This window comes from Acinetobacter zhairuonensis, from assembly GCF_022601715.1.
In the GTDB taxonomy this organism is placed as follows: Bacteria; Pseudomonadota; Gammaproteobacteria; order Pseudomonadales; family Moraxellaceae; genus Acinetobacter.
Map to the genome: position 1 here is coordinate 24,044 of NZ_JAKVIM010000005.1, position 14,644 is coordinate 38,687.

A 14,644-nucleotide genomic window follows, 5' to 3' on the forward strand; every position below is an offset into this window, starting at 1 on the left:
GCCAATCTCGACATTCATGTTATTGCATTGAATGTGACGTTTCTTTTAGATAATGACAGTACATGAAACAGAATTTAGAACAACAGCATTTCCAGATTAAAACCCAAGAATGTTGGTCACATACTTGGCGCAAACCTACTTTTCAATATCTTGAATCGGCACATTTTAATGGGACACGATTTTTAAATCCGCTACATGCACCAGAAGGCCGTACCCATTTTGATTTATTTAAATGGCTGTTAAAACGCAAATCCTCGACGTGGGGAACAGCAGAAACCGTAGATATCAGTTCAAATACAGCAACAACGAAGCGGGTTTTACCGCAAGACCGTCCGAACGCAGCACTAAATGATTGGCAGGTCTGGTTTGTGGGACATGCCACAGTGCTGTTACAGATTGGTCCCTACAACTTGATCACCGACCCCGTTTGGGCTGAATTTGTCAGCCCGAAACAAGGGCGTGGTCCTAAGCGCTTTTGTCCTGCAGGCATTGCGCTAGAAGAGCTGCCGACCATTCATGCAGTGCTGCTGAGTCATAATCATTATGACCATATGGATTTGGCATCGCTAAATTGGTTGCATGACAAGTTTGCCATGCCGATTTATACAGGCTTGGGCAATGGTTGGTATTTACCAAAAAGCATGTACGTGATTGAACTGGACTGGTGGCAATCAGCTCAGTTTCATGAGTTGGAATTGATTTATACCCCTGCGCAGCATGGCTCTGGACGTGGCATACGGGATCAAAATATGGCTCTCTGGGGCGGCTTTGCGGTCAAGCAGGGGCGTGAATACAGCTTCTTTGCAGGGGATACAGGTTATTCACCACATTTTAAAGAAATTCATACCCGTTTGGGTGCGCCGCGCATTGCCTTATTGCCAATTGGGGCATATGAACCCCGTGAATTGATGCGATATATGCACATGAATCCTGAAGATGCTTTTCAGGCGCATAAAGATTTACACGCCAAATGTTCTTTGGCGATCCACTATCGGACTTATCAACTGACCGATGAAGCGCGAGAGCAGCCTGAACATGATTTGCATGTGGCGATGCGAGGTTCTTCTAAATTGATGAATCCGTTTTATTGCCTTCGTGAAGGCAAACGCTTAATTGTTTAAATCACAAGCTATATTTTACAGTATTTATTCTTGATGTTTGATTAGGTTAATGGCTGCAAGAGATAGAGCAGTCATGGCCACATTCATAACAAAGGGATTAAATGCTTGTGTGAAATAGTGTCGGTCTACAAGCAAAACTACAAGGCTTAACCCCATCATTCCGACAATATTGAAGTAATGCAGCACTAAGGGTTTAAAGCCTGTTAAAAATAATACTCCGAAGATGATTTCGATCGCACCTGAGCATTGCATTAAGCTAAGCGCAGTTTGTTGGCTAAATCCCTGTAAAATCCAAATCCGCAGTTCATCATCGGCTTGAAATATAAGCTTGGGAATAAGACCTTGATAAATCCAAAGCACGGCAAAACTGATGTGAATGATGAGAAGGGTTTTATGATTGAATGGTGTCGTATTCACGAATAACCTGCTCTAGAAAATGATGCTTATTTTCTTTGGATGGAATAAGGCAATAATCGGTTTTACCAAAAATTTTATAACGATTGAGTGCAACACTGCGGTAAAGAAAATCACGCAATGCTCGCGGCATCATATAACCCGTTTGCATCAGTGAGAACGGCAAACCTAACCGAGACAGGACTTTTAATAAGGCTGTAGATTCTGTAAAGAGTTGCCCATTGATAATCACGATCATGGTGGTGTAATGCGTGGTCGACATTCCGTAATAGTTAAGAATTTGCTCTCCCAAAGGCGATTGAGCAGAAGCCAGTTTAAATTGCGCTTGTGGATCATGTTTAATCAGAAAGCGTGCCCAACCATTACAAATGACACAAACGGCATCAAATAAGATGATGTTATTTTGCTGAATGATTTGTTTGAGATCTTGTTCCATTTTTTTAATTATTCGAAGTTTCATGCTTGCAAAGTAGCAGATTTTTACAAACAAATACAGTTTGAAAATTGAGCTAAATTGTGTGCTGAGTATTTAGATGCTTTGTGTGAAAAATTGTTTTTAAATATTGATTTAACATAGAAGAATTCGATTGTTTTGATTAGTAAATTCCGCTTTAGCTCGTGTGAAAAACAGGCTATGTTGGTAGTCGAACACTAATTTAGACGGTTCAATAATAATCAATTTATAAAATTGAGTTTGGAGAGATAACATGGACAATAATTCGCAAGCCTCGTCAGGTAAGTGCCCATTTTCACATGGTGCAAATACCTCCGCTGCCAGCTCAAATACTGATTGGTGGCCAAATTCACTTAATTTAGACATTCTTTCTCAACACGATACTAAAACCAATCCTTTAGATCCTGATTTTGATTATGCGAAAGCCTTTGAATCCCTCGATTTAGAAGCGGTTAAACAAGATATCCGTGAACTCATTAACAGCAGCCAAGACTGGTGGCCATCCGATTATGGTAGCTATATTGGCATGTTTGTTCGTACCGCATGGCATTTGGCGGGTTCCTACCGTAAGCAAGATGGGCGTGGTGGTGCCAACACAGGTAATCAGCGTTTTGCCCCGCTGAACAGTTGGCCTGATAACGTGAATACTGATAAAGGTCGCCGACTGCTTTGGCCGATCAAGAAAAAATATGGTAACAAACTTTCTTGGGGCGATTTAATCGTCCTCGCAGGGACGGTGGCGTATGACGTTGCAGGGCTAAAAACCTTTGGCTTTGGTGGTGGTCGAAAAGATATTTGGCATCCAGAAAAAGACATTTACTGGGGTGAGGAACAGCAATGGCTTGCCCCAACAGCCAACCGCTATGGTAGCGACCAAGACCGTCAATCTTTAGAAAACCCACTAGCAGCGGTACAAATGGGCTTAATCTATGTCAACCCAGAAGGGGTGGATGGGGTACAAGACCCACTACGTACTGCGCAAGATATGCGCGTTACCTTTGACCGTATGGGCATGGATGACGAAGAAACCGTTGCGCTTACAGTAGGTGGTCATACCGTGGGTAAAGCGCATGGCAATGGTAAAGCGGAATTACTTGGTAAAGATGTTGAGGGTGCTGATGTCGAATTCCAAGGCTTAGGTTGGCATAACCCTGAAGGCACAGGTAACGGTCCAAATACCATGGTCAGTGGTTTGGAAGGGGCGTGGACCACACATCCAACCAAATGGGACAATGAATTCCTCTATCTGTTATTCACCTATGAGTGGGAAAAAACCAAAAGTCCTGCGGGCGCAAAACAATGGGAACCGATTAACATCAAAGAGGAAGACAAGCCTGTTGATGCGCACAACCCGAATGTGCGTCGCAATCCAATGATGACCGATGCCGACATGGCACTGAAAATGGATCCTGAATACCGCAAAATTGCAGAAGGTTTCTATAAAGACCCTGCACGATTAGCAGAAGTCTTTGCGCGAGCTTGGTACAAATTGACGCACCGCGACATGGGACCAAAATCGCGTTACTTAGGTGCAGATGTCCCGAGTGAAGATTTAATTTGGCAAGACCCAATTCCGACTGTGGACTACACGTTGTCTGAAGCAGAGATTGATGAATTGAAAGCCAAATTGCTGAACAGTGGTTTATCCTGCAGTGATTTAATTACCACGGCTTGGGACAGTGCTAGAACTTATCGAGGTTCAGACTACCGTGGCGGTGCCAATGGTGCGCGTATTCGTTTATCGCCACAAAAAGACTGGGTGGGGAATGAACCTGAACGTTTAGCGAAAGTACTTGCGAAACTGGAAGAAATTCAAGCAGGTCTTGCCAAGAAAGTCAGTATTGCCGACCTGATTGTACTGGGTGGTACGGCTGCGGTAGAAAAAGCAGCGCAAGCAGCGGGTGTGAATGTCAAAGTGCCATTTACCCCAGGTCGTGGCGATGCCACACAAGAACAAACAGATGAATATTCATTTGCAGATTTAGAACCCGTGCATGATGGTTACCGAAACTGGTTAAAACAAGATTATGCGGTGCAACCTGAAGAAATGCTGTTGGATCATACCCAGTTAATGGGTTTAACTGCGCCTGAAATGACAGTGTTGATGGGTGGTATGCGTGTTTTAGATACCAACTACGGCGGTGCAAAAGAAGGTGTATTTACAGACCGCGTCGGTGTGTTAAGCAATGACTTCTTTGTGAATTTGACTGATATGAATAACTCGTGGAAACCTGTGGGTAAAAACCGTTATGAAATCTGTGACCGTGCTACGGGTGCAGTGAAATGGACAGCAACCCGTGTGGACTTGGTGTTTGGTTCTAACTCGATTTTACGTTCTTATGCTGAAGTGTATGCGCAGGATGATAACAAAGAAAAATTTGTACATGACTTTATTACCGCTTGGAATAAAGTGATGAATGCCGACCGTTTTGATGTGAAAAAATAATTTCACTGATTTAGTTTGGAAAAACCGCCTTTAGGGGCGGTTTTTTATTGAATGATGATTTTGTATCTAAAAAGTTAATGATAAGTAAGCACACTTTATTTTTAATTTGGTCTCAATTTATTTAAATAATTAATTTATTAAATTTAATTTCATATAAGCTGTGTATGGTGAATTGTAGAAAAACTAAAATTTCTCAGGAAAAGTATTTGATGAACATTAGAAGAATTCTACCTGCTGTGTTTAAAAAAGGTTCTCAAATAACTGCAGCAGCTACCACTCCAATATTTCAAGTATGGATTCCTGATCCAACAGGAATTATTCCAAATACCATAGGGGTATTAATTACTACAGCTGGTGAAACAATAGCTGATACTTTAGATAGGAATATGTCACAGCGAGAAGTTATACGTACTAATAAAGCTTATATTTATTTCGTAGAAAAATTAGAAAGCAATTTAAATCAAGGTCTTAAAATAAGAGATGATGACTTTTTTAGATCTTCTGTAGGATATAGAAAACCTGCAGAAGAACTGTTTGAAGGGATGCTTATAAAATCTAGGAATCAGTATGAAGAAGCAAAAGTTGAATTATTTTCAAATTTATATGCAAACGGATGCGTAGATACAACTCTTTCACCACAAATGATTTCATTATTCATTTCGATTTTGGATAGATTAAGTTTTAATCACTTAGACATTCTCAATAGATTTGTAATATTAGGGCAAGAGTCACTATGGCAATCTAATGATGTTTATGCCTTGCAAAATGAAAATCCACTTTTACCCACTTATATGGAAGAACTGAAAAACCTAAATCTAATTGCTCCTACATTTTGGGGCGATTCCCCTTTAATAATTACTAATTTAGGGGAAAAATTTATTCACTCTATTGAATTTAAAGATATATTTGATCTTCCTCATAATAACTGTATTTCTAAAAATAACCCTATTAGGTAGTAATTCTAAGTAAAATAGTGGATGTAAAACTCTTCTAAAATATTTTAATTTATCAGGCTGATGATTATGTATTTTTAAATTGTATTAAATATCAATTGCTTAATTTATTTGATGTGCTAATAAATGAAGAAATCCGATTTGTAAATAAGTCATTAATTTAGATGTGTTTTGCCAATTCAAGATGGTTACTTCGCTTATTAAAAATTAATCTTCTCCAAACTTTGGCTAATGTCTTTTCCAAGTTCATCCCACTCTCTAAACTCCGGCTCAATCAACAAAGTTTGCGACACAAAGCCATAACACACCCGTTGTACATTCAAACTGATTCGCTTGAGTTGTTCTGTATCTTCAATATAGGGTTTAAGGATGCTACGCCACATTTCCAGCATCATGGCATAACTTTTACGGTAACTTTCGATGTTGGAGATCTGTCGTTCCAGCAAAAAAGTCTGCGCCCATAAAAATTGCTGGGTTTGAATGTGCTCCAGTTGAAAATGAATAATTTGCTGTAAATAGTCCTCAAAGCTTAATTTTGTGGATAACTCCATCAGGCTTTGTGCATAACTTTTGAGTTGTTCAGCATTACTTTTCACGTGCTGATGAATGGTCAATGCAATCAAATCTTCCTTTTTGGAAAAGTATTCATAAAAGGTGCCTAAGCCTACACCTGCCAGATCGGTAATTTCACGAATGGTGATTTTATCGGCTGAATGCACATGCAAAAGCCGAACAAAACTTTCCTGCAAGGCTTCTTGGGTCAGCTTGGCACGTGATTGGCGCGGTCTGCGACGGACTTGGATCTCAGGTTTTTTCATTGCACAAAGCTGAACATATCACAGTTAATTTTTCTCTATACTGAAATGAAAATCGAATCAGAACAAGAGCAAAATGACGATGAGCAATACATGGATGACCCATCAAATTAGCAACCAATTTGATGAAAAACAGGACTATAACCTGTTTACCACTGATCAAGTGCTACAGGAAATTTTGACTCGCTATGGCAGTCAAGATCAGCCCGCTTTAACTGAACTCGGACAAGTCGCAGGTTCTGCGGAATATTACAGCTACGCCGATCAAGCCAATCGACATACGCCAATTTTACATGCCTTCGATGCACGTGGGCGCCGTAAAGACTGCATTGAGTTTCATCCTGCATGGCATCAGTGGATGGCATTGAATCGCAGGCATGCCGTGCATGCTCATCCATTTTTAGCACCGCAATCAAAATCGGCTTGGGTGGATTGGGCGGCACGTTTTTATCTGGCTGGGCAAGTCGAAAGTGGTAGTTTATGCCCAACAGCCATGACTCTCGGTAGTATTCCTTTGCTCCAGCGTGAACCTGAATTATGGGAAAAAATTGGCACTAAGCTGTTATCGACTGAATATGATCCTCGTGATCTTCCGATTGCTCAGAAAAAGTCGATCTGGCTGGGCATGGGTATGACGGAAAAACAAGGTGGATCGGATGTGCGTGCCAATCAAACTTTAGCCAAGCCTGTTGCTGCTGCAGGCAGGGGGCAAGCCTATTTACTGACAGGGCATAAATGGTTTTTCTCGGCACCGATGTGTGATGCTCATTTGGTAGTGGCACAAACCGAACAGGATGGTTTGGCATGTTTCTTTGTGCCGCGCTGGTTGGAAGATGGCAGTAAAAATGCAGTACAGGTACAACGCTTAAAAGAAAAAGTCGGAAACCGGAGTAACTCTAGCTCTGAGGTTGAATTTCAAGAGGCTTGGGGCATCATGATTGGTGAAGTGGGACGTGGTATTCCGACCATTATTGAAATGGCAAATTACACTCGACTGACCTGTTCGGTGGGTAGTAGTGCCATGTTACGTCAGGCTTTGGTGCAATGCTTGGCTTATACCCGACAGCGTAAAGCCTTTGGCAAACACTTGGCCGAACAACCACTGATGCAAGCCGTGTTAGTCGATTTGGCACTAGAAACCGAAGCCGCAGTACAACTGAGTTTCCATTTGGCACATTGTTATGAACAAGATGACGAATTATCTCTAGCATGGAAACGGATCATGACACCTGCCGCCAAGTTCTGGATTTGCAAACGTGCGGTGGAATTGACCGGCGAAATGATGGAAGTATTTGGTGGCAATGGCTATGTCGATGCGGGCATTATGGCGCGAATTTTTAAAGAAGCCCCTGTAAATACCATTTGGGAAGGTTCTGGTAATGTCATGTGCTTGGACGTATTGAGAGCCATTCAACGTGAGCCTGAGTCTATACAGCTGTTGTTCCAGTCTTTTGCTCAGGTGGCAAAGCAACAACCATTATTACAGGCAGAATTAAAACAATTTTTGGCTCTTCTACAAAAACAGCCCGATGAACTGCAATTTATGGCACGTAGTTTGGTCAGCCGATTGGTGATTTTGGCGCAAGCCATTTTATTACAGCAGTATGCGCCTGCATTCGTAGCCGAGGCATTTATTCAATCTCGCTATCAGGTATTTCATGGGCGTGTGGTGGGGATGCTAGACCCGAAACAATTTGATGTAGACGCAATATTGGCAAGGGTTTTAGCTGCTTAACACATCAGAGTGGTTAGAGCTAAAATATATAGATTTGATTAATATTTAATCGATAGTGTAAGCCTAAGCTTACAATGAATGATGGACATTGCGTATAGGCAATTTTTTCGAAATCTCCTATCATGCATTTCATTCAGGAACAGGATGTTCCAGAACATACAAGGATTGTAATGTTCTAAAGCAAGGATCGTTTTGGTGCAACAGGAAGTTATACCGAGCAACGAATATGGAAAAAGCCCGACAGGATGTTGGGCTTTTTTTATTTGTATTCGCAGATCATTTCATCCATTAAGAAGTTTTGAGATCTGAATCATTCAATTCTGTTGCCGTGCTAAAACCTGACAATCAGTTTGCCCATGGGAGCTGCATGATTGAAGTATTGAATTAAGGTTTCAGGCAAGTTTTCAAAACCGTCAATCACATGTGCTTGGTATTTAATTTTGCCTTGCATTAAATACTCTGCCAACACGCAATGCGATTCCTGCATCAAGTCGAGATAATCACTAACCTCAAATCCCTGAATGCTAAGGCGCTTGTGCTGAATCTGCATTAAATCGGGAATATGGCGAGATTTATGCTGCTGAGACTCAGGCATGTCTGTGACAATCACACGTCCATACGTATTCATCTGCGGATAAATCAATTCTTGAATCGGCTCATCAGTATTTTCAAAGAAGATGTCAATGCCATCAGGTACGGCAGCTTTTAAGTGGACTTCTAGATGTTCAGTGTGCTTGTTAATGGCGCTATCGAAACCGATTTCATCCATTAACCATTGGCACTTCTCATCTGAATCTGTCATGCCAACCACCTTTAAGCCGTTGGCTTTCCCCAGTTGACCCAGCAGGGATCCTACCGCACTTGCCGCATCTGTGATTACGAGGGTTTGACCTTGCTGCGGTTGTGCGAGTTTGAACAGGCTGACATATGCGGTCAGCCCCGTGAAATAGAACAGAGAAAGTATGGCTTCTGGTGCAAGACTTGAGTCCATGAGGTACATATCTGCATTCCCGAGAATATATTCACTCCAACCAGTCAAACCGACCACTTGTGCGCCCACAGGAAAATCTGGATTTAACGATTCAATCACTTTGCCAACCCCATAAGACTGCAGAATTTCACCGATTTGCATGGGCGGGGCATGATTGAGTTTACTTTGCTGCAACCACGCGTGCATGACTGGGTTTAAGGACATATGTGTTTGCATGACCAAAAATTCACCCTCAGTAAAGTGGGGGAGTGGTAAGGGAACCATATCTAATATATCCATACTGAATTTTCCTTGTGGATATTTGGATAACCTAAACGCTTGATTCCTCATTATTGTCATCCTTTTGCATATGCTTTTTTATAATTGATATTGCACTTATCAAGGGAAAGCGTTGAATTATGAGTTGTTGCTTTAATTATTCTGAGTTCAAGTTCGGGTGATGTTGCTGCTCGAAATTTGTTCTGTGTAACGGATCAATGAGTGTTGTAATTGTCAGTATGTGTTACTCGGTTGTATAAACAGGATTTTGCTCTGCCATATACCACATTAAATTGCATGAACAGGGAGACTGATCAGTTGTCGCTGAACAGCAGTGATAAGATGATTGTAAAATGTACGATCACTGCTTTTCAATCGTGTTTTGATCAGTTTTCTACATTATTGTTCTTTGAGTTGTGCACGTAAACGATTGAGCTCTTCACGTAATTGACTAACTTGATCGGGCGCACATTGGATGGCTGACATAATCTGTTCAGGAATCGGCATGACGGCTTGTTTTAAAGCTCGTCCTTCGCTAGTCAAGGAAATCAGGACGCGTCGCTCATCTTCAACCGAACGTTTGCGTTCAATAAAACCTAAACTTTCCAGTCTTTTTAACAATGGGGTTAGGGTAGAAGATTCTAAAAAAATACGTTGTCCAATCTCGGAAACGGTAAGCTGGTCTTGCTCCCATAAAATCAACATCACCAAATATTGGGGATAGGTAATGCCGTGCGGTTGTAACAATTTTCTATAGTATTGATTTAACGCAAGATGAGTTGAATATAAAGCAAAACAAAGTTGATTATCGAGCTTTAATAACTCCTCTTGGTTTGACATGGTGTAGTTCCGATCACTGAAATGATCTCTATTATAACTTTAAGGCTGCACCGCTTGTACTCCAATCTGTATATTCAGATAGTTATACATAATGACACACTTAATTCCTGATTTTTAAAGTATCTGTGTTTGGGTAAAACCATACAAAAAAGCAGGAGATAAAGCTATTAATATGCTTGAAAAATGGTCAAAGAGGCGTATGATTATTTTCCTACTCAAAGCGTAGAAAAACCTAAAGCTGTATTGGAAAAAGGTGAAATTACATGGCAAAACAGAAACGACAGCAAGAACTCGTCGTGCATAATTTTGTGGCAAAACATATGCATGAGGTCAATAAAAGCCAAGTGTTTGTAGATCGAAAGAAAAATGCAAAACGTGGTTATAGCAAACATAAGCAAGGGCGATATTCCGAAGATTATCGCCCTTTTTTACATCTGTTCTATGTACATGATACTGTGTGTTAAACACTCACGATACGCGTAGAGGATTTCACCATATCGGCTAAACCATGGGTTTTAAAATAATATTCCATCCAGCTTTTAATCATCAGCGGATTACTCATCTTGAGCACATGTGCCAGTAATTCTTGTGCATCACTCATCGGAACATGGCAGATCGCCTTACGAACACGCAAAATATTACTTGAGCTCATCGACAGCGTATTAAAGCCCATTGCCATTAGCAAAATTGCCGACAACGGATCTCCCGCCATTTCCCCACAAATACTGATCGGCTTATCGTATTTATGACACTCTTTCACTAAACGCGCCAGTGCTCTTAAAATGGATGGATGATAGTGCGAATAGACATTGGCAACACGCGGGTTATTACGGTCTACAGCCAATAAATACTGGGTTAAGTCATTCGAACCTACTGAGAAGAAATCGACCAATTCCGCAAATTCTTCTATTTGTAGCAGCACACTCGGAACTTCAACCATAATGCCGATTTTAGGTTTATTGATTTTAACCTGCTCTTCTTCTTGGACAGCATGCCAGTCACGATCCAGTAAATACAGTGCTTCTTCCACTTCACTGACACTGGTGACCATTGGCAATAAAATATGTAAATTGTTCAGACCAATGCTGGCTTTGAGCATGGCACGAATTTGCGAAGAGAAAATTTCAGGATGATCTAGGGTAAAGCGGATACCACGCCAACCCAAAGCCGAGTTTTCCTCTTCAATCGAGAAATAAGGTAAATCTTTATCCGCACCAATATCGAGGGTACGCATCACCACGGGCTTGTTGGCAAAGTGGCTCAACTGTTGACGGTAAATCGCACGTTGTTCTTCTTCGCCAGGGAAGCGGTCACGTAACATAAACGGAATTTCAGAGCGATATAAACCAACACCTTTAGCGCCACGTTGCACACCACGCACGACATCAATCATCAAACCTGTATTCACATAGAGACGAACCGCGACCCCATCAGGTGTAATCGCATCTTTAGTCTCATATTGTTTCAGGTCTTTGGCAATTTGCTCTTCTTCTTTCTGAATTTCTTTATAGCGGGTACGTAAACGACGTGGTGGATTAATAAATACCCGCCCTTGATGCGCATCGACAATCATTTCCGCATCATCAAGGGTATTAATAGGAAGTTCTGTGACACCAACCACGGTTGGAATACCCAGTGCGCGTGCGACAATCACCATATGGGAATTCATGGCACCTTCAGTGGTGACAATCGCGGCAATTTTATCGACAGGTAATTCCACCAACGCTGCGGTAGAGATTTCTTCACCAATCAAGATGCTTTCATCAGTCAGTTCACGATGGCTGGAGTCAGCTTCCTGTAAAAAGGCTAAAATACGTCGACCTAAATCTTTCAGATCCGCTACTCGCTCACGCAAGTAGTCATCTTCCATTTGCGCAAATAGGGCAATATGGTTGTCGATGACGATACGTACAGCACCTTGTGCCCAGTTGCCATCACGAATTTCCGATTTAATTTCGGCAGGTAGGGCATTTTCATCCAGCATACGTAAAAATACGCTAAATAAAGCCCGTTCTTCTGCCATCAAGGCATCTTGCATTTTGTCATCAAGCGACTGGATTTCTTCCCGTACCGCTTTGATTGCACGATCCAGTAAATCCAGTTCTTCACTAATATCATCCGCTTCACGGTCAGGCACTGCTGATAAATCTGCTGGAGGATATAAAATCACAGCACGACCTAAAGCAATGCCCCCTGAACCTGAAACACCTTGGAAGGTTTTGTAGGCTGGTAAATTGTTCGGTTTACGGAAAACATCAATATTCCCGACGGCATGCGCATGGGCAATTACACCCGACAATTGCGCACATAGGGTTACCAGGAAAGATTCGGCAGCTTCACTAAAATCTTGTTTATCTTTATTTTGAACCACCAATACGCCCATAACTTTGCGGCGGTACATGACAGGCACACCGAGGAAGGAGTTATAAATTTCTTCCCCTGTTTCTGGCAGGTACATAAAGCGTTCATGCTTAGGTGCATCATCTAAGTTGACAATTTCTTCACGCTGTCCAACCAGCCCCACCAGACCTTCGCCTGTATGTAAGGATACATGCCCGACAGACTCAGGGTTTAGACCCTTAGAAGCCATAAGCAAATAGCGTTGGTTACGTTCATCGAGAAGGTAGATGGAGCAGACATCCACATGCATCGCTTCTGCGACCTGATTGACCATAATGTCGAGTGATTCATGCATACTGGTGGACGCATTGATTTCTTGTACAATCCGTCTAAGGGTATCCAGTTGCATATTCGACATAGAGTCTGCTCCCAAAAAAAATGTAAATTAGTTTTATTTATAGCAATAGTGTCCTAAAAAATCTGCATGTTTATACAATTTTTTTAAGGTTTTTTAATGGGTAATTGATTGCACAATTCCACCATGGCTTTACGATAAACATCGCGCTTGAAATTCACCACCTGTCCCAATGGATACCAATAGCTCACCCATTGCCATTGGTCAAACTCAGGGGGGTCGGACAAATTCAATTGAATATGCTGTACCGAAGCGGTCAACTTGAGTAAAAACCACTTTTGTTTTTGACCAATACATACGGGGTCTGAATCCGTACGTATATACCGATGTGGCAAACGATAGCGCAACCACCCTTTAGTTTGCGCTATGATTTCGACGTGTTCGGGCAGTAAGCCAACTTCTTCTCTCAGCTCACGATAAAGTGCCTGTTCAGGGGTTTCTCCATATTGGATACCTCCTTGTGGAAATTGCCAAGCATTGTGTCCAATGCGTTTTGCCCATAAAACCTGTCCAAAGTCGTTTGCCAAAATGATCCCGACATTGGGTCGGAAACCTTCAGAGTCGATCATTTGGCTACCTAAATTTTGTGTAATATTGTGGCCTCGCGGTCGGGGATTGTTATTTCTTTATCCAACTCGAACCAAAACAAAGCTAAAATGTTAAAATTGCTATGATCTTAACGAATTTCTATCGACTAGCGGAGATAGATTTACAATTTTTTTCTTAAATTTCAGTTTTTACGAGTATTTTCATGAAATTGGCGCTATTTGATCTCGATCACACCTTACTTAATACCGATTCAGATCACTCTTGGGGAGAGTTTTTAGTCAATGAAGGACTGGTCGATCCCATCCGCCATCGTCAAATGAACGACAAATTTTATGAGGACTACAAGGCAGGGCAATTGGACCCGATAGCCTACAATGAATTTGTATTTGAATTTTTGACTCAGCATGACAATCAGTATTTAACGGACCTACATGAATTATTCATGCAGAAAGTGATTCGTCCTCAAATGCGCCCTGAGGGTTTCGCTGCCATTGAAAAGCATCGTGAAGCAGGTCATGCCTTGGTAGGAATTACTGCCACTTCAGACTTTATTACTGCACCGATTTTTCGTGAATTTGGGATTACGGAAATTATTGCGACCAATGCGGAAGTGGTTGATGGTAAATATACGGGTAAAGTGATTAATATCGCATGTTATCAAAAAGGCAAATTGGCACGTTTGGATTTATGGTTGGCCGGACGTGAAGTGGAGGAGTCTTGGGCATACTCAGACTCCATCAATGACCGTTTCCTATTGGAATATGCGGATCATGCCATTGCTGTTAATCCTGATGATCGCTTGGAAGTCTTAGCCAAAGAACAGGGTTGGGATATTCAAGACTGGTCGATTGTTTAAATCACTGCAATACGACGCGAATTCTAAACAGCATGGGCGGATGGAAATCTGCCCATGCTTTTTTATGTGCATGTTAAAGAGATTTAACAGTTTTCAGTGCTTCGAGTTGCTATGCTGATGGGGAGAATAATAAGACGATAAGGACATGAGCATGAATCAAGTTCGACCAAGAATGACACATTTATTTGAACAGCTCGGTTTAGACGCGAGTGAAGATGCGATAGCGTTATTTATTGTGACCCATCAATTGAATGCAAAGACGCATATTGTGCAGGCAGATTATTGGAGCGAAGCACAACGTCAGTTTTTAGAAGAAAAAATCCAGTCCGATGGAGAATGGGCGATTGTGGTTGATCAATTGAATGAATCATTGCATGAAGAGTCTGTGATTAAAAAATAGGGGTTATATCGAGGTGTGGTGATCCAAACACTTTGCGTCAAGTCGTAAATAAACCCA

The 14,644-nt window shown here is 41.6% G+C and carries 14 protein-coding genes; 7 read left to right on the forward strand and 7 right to left on the reverse strand.

Going from position 1 to position 14,644, the window contains the following annotated elements; all coding sequences use genetic code 11:
- The first annotated feature begins 62 nt into the window (after positions 1 to 62).
- A complete protein-coding gene (locus MKI85_RS05310) occupies positions 63 to 1,121 on the forward strand; it encodes an MBL fold metallo-hydrolase (protein ID WP_241625701.1) in 1,059 nt (352 codons plus the stop codon).
- A 24-nt stretch (positions 1,122 to 1,145) separates the two neighbouring features.
- Here MKI85_RS05310 and MKI85_RS05315 read toward each other — a convergent pair whose 3' ends face one another.
- A complete protein-coding gene (locus MKI85_RS05315) occupies positions 1,146 to 1,538 on the reverse strand; it encodes a DoxX-like family protein (RefSeq protein WP_241625704.1) in 393 nt (130 codons plus the stop codon).
- Complete coding sequence (locus MKI85_RS05320) at positions 1,513 to 1,971, reverse strand: thiol-disulfide oxidoreductase DCC family protein (protein WP_241625706.1); 459 nt, start codon at positions 1,969 to 1,971, stop codon at positions 1,513 to 1,515. The genes MKI85_RS05315 and MKI85_RS05320 overlap by 26 nt, the downstream gene beginning before the upstream one ends.
- Positions 1,972 to 2,242: 271 nt before the next feature.
- Here MKI85_RS05320 and katG point away from each other — a divergent pair, with 271 nt between their 5' ends.
- Positions 2,243 to 4,435: a catalase/peroxidase HPI gene (gene katG / locus MKI85_RS05325; protein WP_241625708.1), complete on the forward strand. Its 2,193-nt coding sequence runs from the start codon at positions 2,243 to 2,245 to the stop codon at positions 4,433 to 4,435.
- A 209-nt stretch (positions 4,436 to 4,644) separates the two neighbouring features.
- Positions 4,645 to 5,391, forward strand: a complete 747-nt coding sequence (locus MKI85_RS05330) for a hypothetical protein (RefSeq protein WP_241625710.1) — start codon at positions 4,645 to 4,647, stop codon at positions 5,389 to 5,391.
- 197 nt (positions 5,392 to 5,588) lie between these two features.
- On the opposite strand, the gene MKI85_RS05335 is transcribed toward MKI85_RS05330, so the two are convergent.
- The gene (locus tag MKI85_RS05335; protein WP_241625712.1) at positions 5,589 to 6,206 is read right to left on the reverse strand and encodes a TetR/AcrR family transcriptional regulator; all 618 of its coding nucleotides are present in this window, start codon (positions 6,204 to 6,206) and stop codon (positions 5,589 to 5,591) included.
- 79 nt (positions 6,207 to 6,285) lie between these two features.
- On the opposite strand from MKI85_RS05335, the gene MKI85_RS05340 reads away from it, so the two are divergent.
- Positions 6,286 to 7,938 (forward strand): acyl-CoA dehydrogenase family protein, encoded by a 1,653-nt coding sequence (locus MKI85_RS05340; protein WP_241625714.1) that lies wholly within the window; start codon positions 6,286 to 6,288, stop codon positions 7,936 to 7,938.
- Between the two features lie 331 nt (positions 7,939 to 8,269).
- On the opposite strand, the gene MKI85_RS05345 is transcribed toward MKI85_RS05340, so the two are convergent.
- On the reverse strand, positions 8,270 to 9,268 hold the full coding sequence (locus tag MKI85_RS05345) for an NADP-dependent oxidoreductase (RefSeq protein ID WP_348637231.1): 999 nt from the start codon (positions 9,266 to 9,268) through the stop codon (positions 8,270 to 8,272).
- Between the two features lie 318 nt (positions 9,269 to 9,586).
- Positions 9,587 to 10,027 carry a MarR family winged helix-turn-helix transcriptional regulator gene (locus MKI85_RS05350; protein WP_241625718.1) on the reverse strand — a complete coding sequence of 147 codons (441 nt, stop codon included), beginning with the start codon at positions 10,025 to 10,027 and terminating at the stop codon, positions 9,587 to 9,589.
- A 263-nt stretch (positions 10,028 to 10,290) separates the two neighbouring features.
- Between MKI85_RS05350 and MKI85_RS05355 the strand changes: the two genes are divergently transcribed.
- Entirely contained in the window at positions 10,291 to 10,491 is a 201-nt protein-coding gene (locus MKI85_RS05355; RefSeq protein WP_241625721.1) for a DUF7230 family protein, read from the forward strand.
- Here MKI85_RS05355 and ptsP read toward each other — a convergent pair.
- Together ptsP and MKI85_RS05365 are read right to left on the reverse strand one after the other, a co-directional pair.
- Positions 10,488 to 12,785, reverse strand: a complete 2,298-nt coding sequence (ptsP, locus tag MKI85_RS05360; protein ID WP_241625723.1) for a phosphoenolpyruvate--protein phosphotransferase — start codon at positions 12,783 to 12,785, stop codon at positions 10,488 to 10,490. The two genes, MKI85_RS05355 and ptsP, sit on opposite strands and share 4 nt — an antisense overlap.
- 83 nt (positions 12,786 to 12,868) lie before the next feature.
- Positions 12,869 to 13,351, reverse strand: a complete 483-nt coding sequence (locus MKI85_RS05365; RefSeq protein WP_100240527.1) for an RNA pyrophosphohydrolase — start codon at positions 13,349 to 13,351, stop codon at positions 12,869 to 12,871.
- 182 nt (positions 13,352 to 13,533) lie between these two features.
- Between MKI85_RS05365 and MKI85_RS05370 the strand changes: the two genes are divergently transcribed.
- Positions 13,534 to 14,187 carry an HAD family hydrolase gene (locus tag MKI85_RS05370; RefSeq protein ID WP_241625725.1) on the forward strand — a complete coding sequence of 218 codons (654 nt, stop codon included), beginning with the start codon at positions 13,534 to 13,536 and terminating at the stop codon, positions 14,185 to 14,187.
- Positions 14,188 to 14,338: 151 nt separating this feature from the next.
- Positions 14,339 to 14,587: a DUF2789 family protein gene (locus MKI85_RS05375; RefSeq protein ID WP_241625727.1), complete on the forward strand. Its 249-nt coding sequence runs from the start codon at positions 14,339 to 14,341 to the stop codon at positions 14,585 to 14,587.
- The last annotated feature ends 57 nt before the right edge of the window (positions 14,588 to 14,644 follow it).

Bases quoted from the DNA above. Each gene is read 5' to 3' on its own strand.
- MKI85_RS05345 (WP_348637231.1), bottom strand. From the start codon at position 9,268: ATGACAATAATGAGGAATCAAGCGTTTAGGTTATCCAAATATCCACAA.
- MKI85_RS05370 (WP_241625725.1), top strand. From the start codon at position 13,534: ATGAAATTGGCGCTATTTGATCTCGATCACACCTTACTTAATACCGAT.
- MKI85_RS05355 (WP_241625721.1), top strand. From the start codon at position 10,291: ATGGCAAAACAGAAACGACAGCAAGAACTCGTCGTGCATAATTTTGTG.
- MKI85_RS05375 (WP_241625727.1), top strand. From the start codon at position 14,339: ATGAATCAAGTTCGACCAAGAATGACACATTTATTTGAACAGCTCGGT.
- MKI85_RS05320 (WP_241625706.1), bottom strand. From the start codon at position 1,971: ATGGAACAAGATCTCAAACAAATCATTCAGCAAAATAACATCATCTTA.
- MKI85_RS05340 (WP_241625714.1), top strand. From the start codon at position 6,286: ATGAGCAATACATGGATGACCCATCAAATTAGCAACCAATTTGATGAA.
- MKI85_RS05310 (WP_241625701.1), top strand. From the start codon at position 63: ATGAAACAGAATTTAGAACAACAGCATTTCCAGATTAAAACCCAAGAA.
- MKI85_RS05365 (WP_100240527.1), bottom strand. From the start codon at position 13,351: ATGATCGACTCTGAAGGTTTCCGACCCAATGTCGGGATCATTTTGGCA.
- MKI85_RS05330 (WP_241625710.1), top strand. From the start codon at position 4,645: ATGAACATTAGAAGAATTCTACCTGCTGTGTTTAAAAAAGGTTCTCAA.
- katG (WP_241625708.1), top strand. From the start codon at position 2,243: ATGGACAATAATTCGCAAGCCTCGTCAGGTAAGTGCCCATTTTCACAT.
- MKI85_RS05335 (WP_241625712.1), bottom strand. From the start codon at position 6,206: ATGAAAAAACCTGAGATCCAAGTCCGTCGCAGACCGCGCCAATCACGT.
- ptsP (WP_241625723.1), bottom strand. From the start codon at position 12,785: ATGTCGAATATGCAACTGGATACCCTTAGACGGATTGTACAAGAAATC.
- MKI85_RS05350 (WP_241625718.1), bottom strand. From the start codon at position 10,027: ATGTCAAACCAAGAGGAGTTATTAAAGCTCGATAATCAACTTTGTTTT.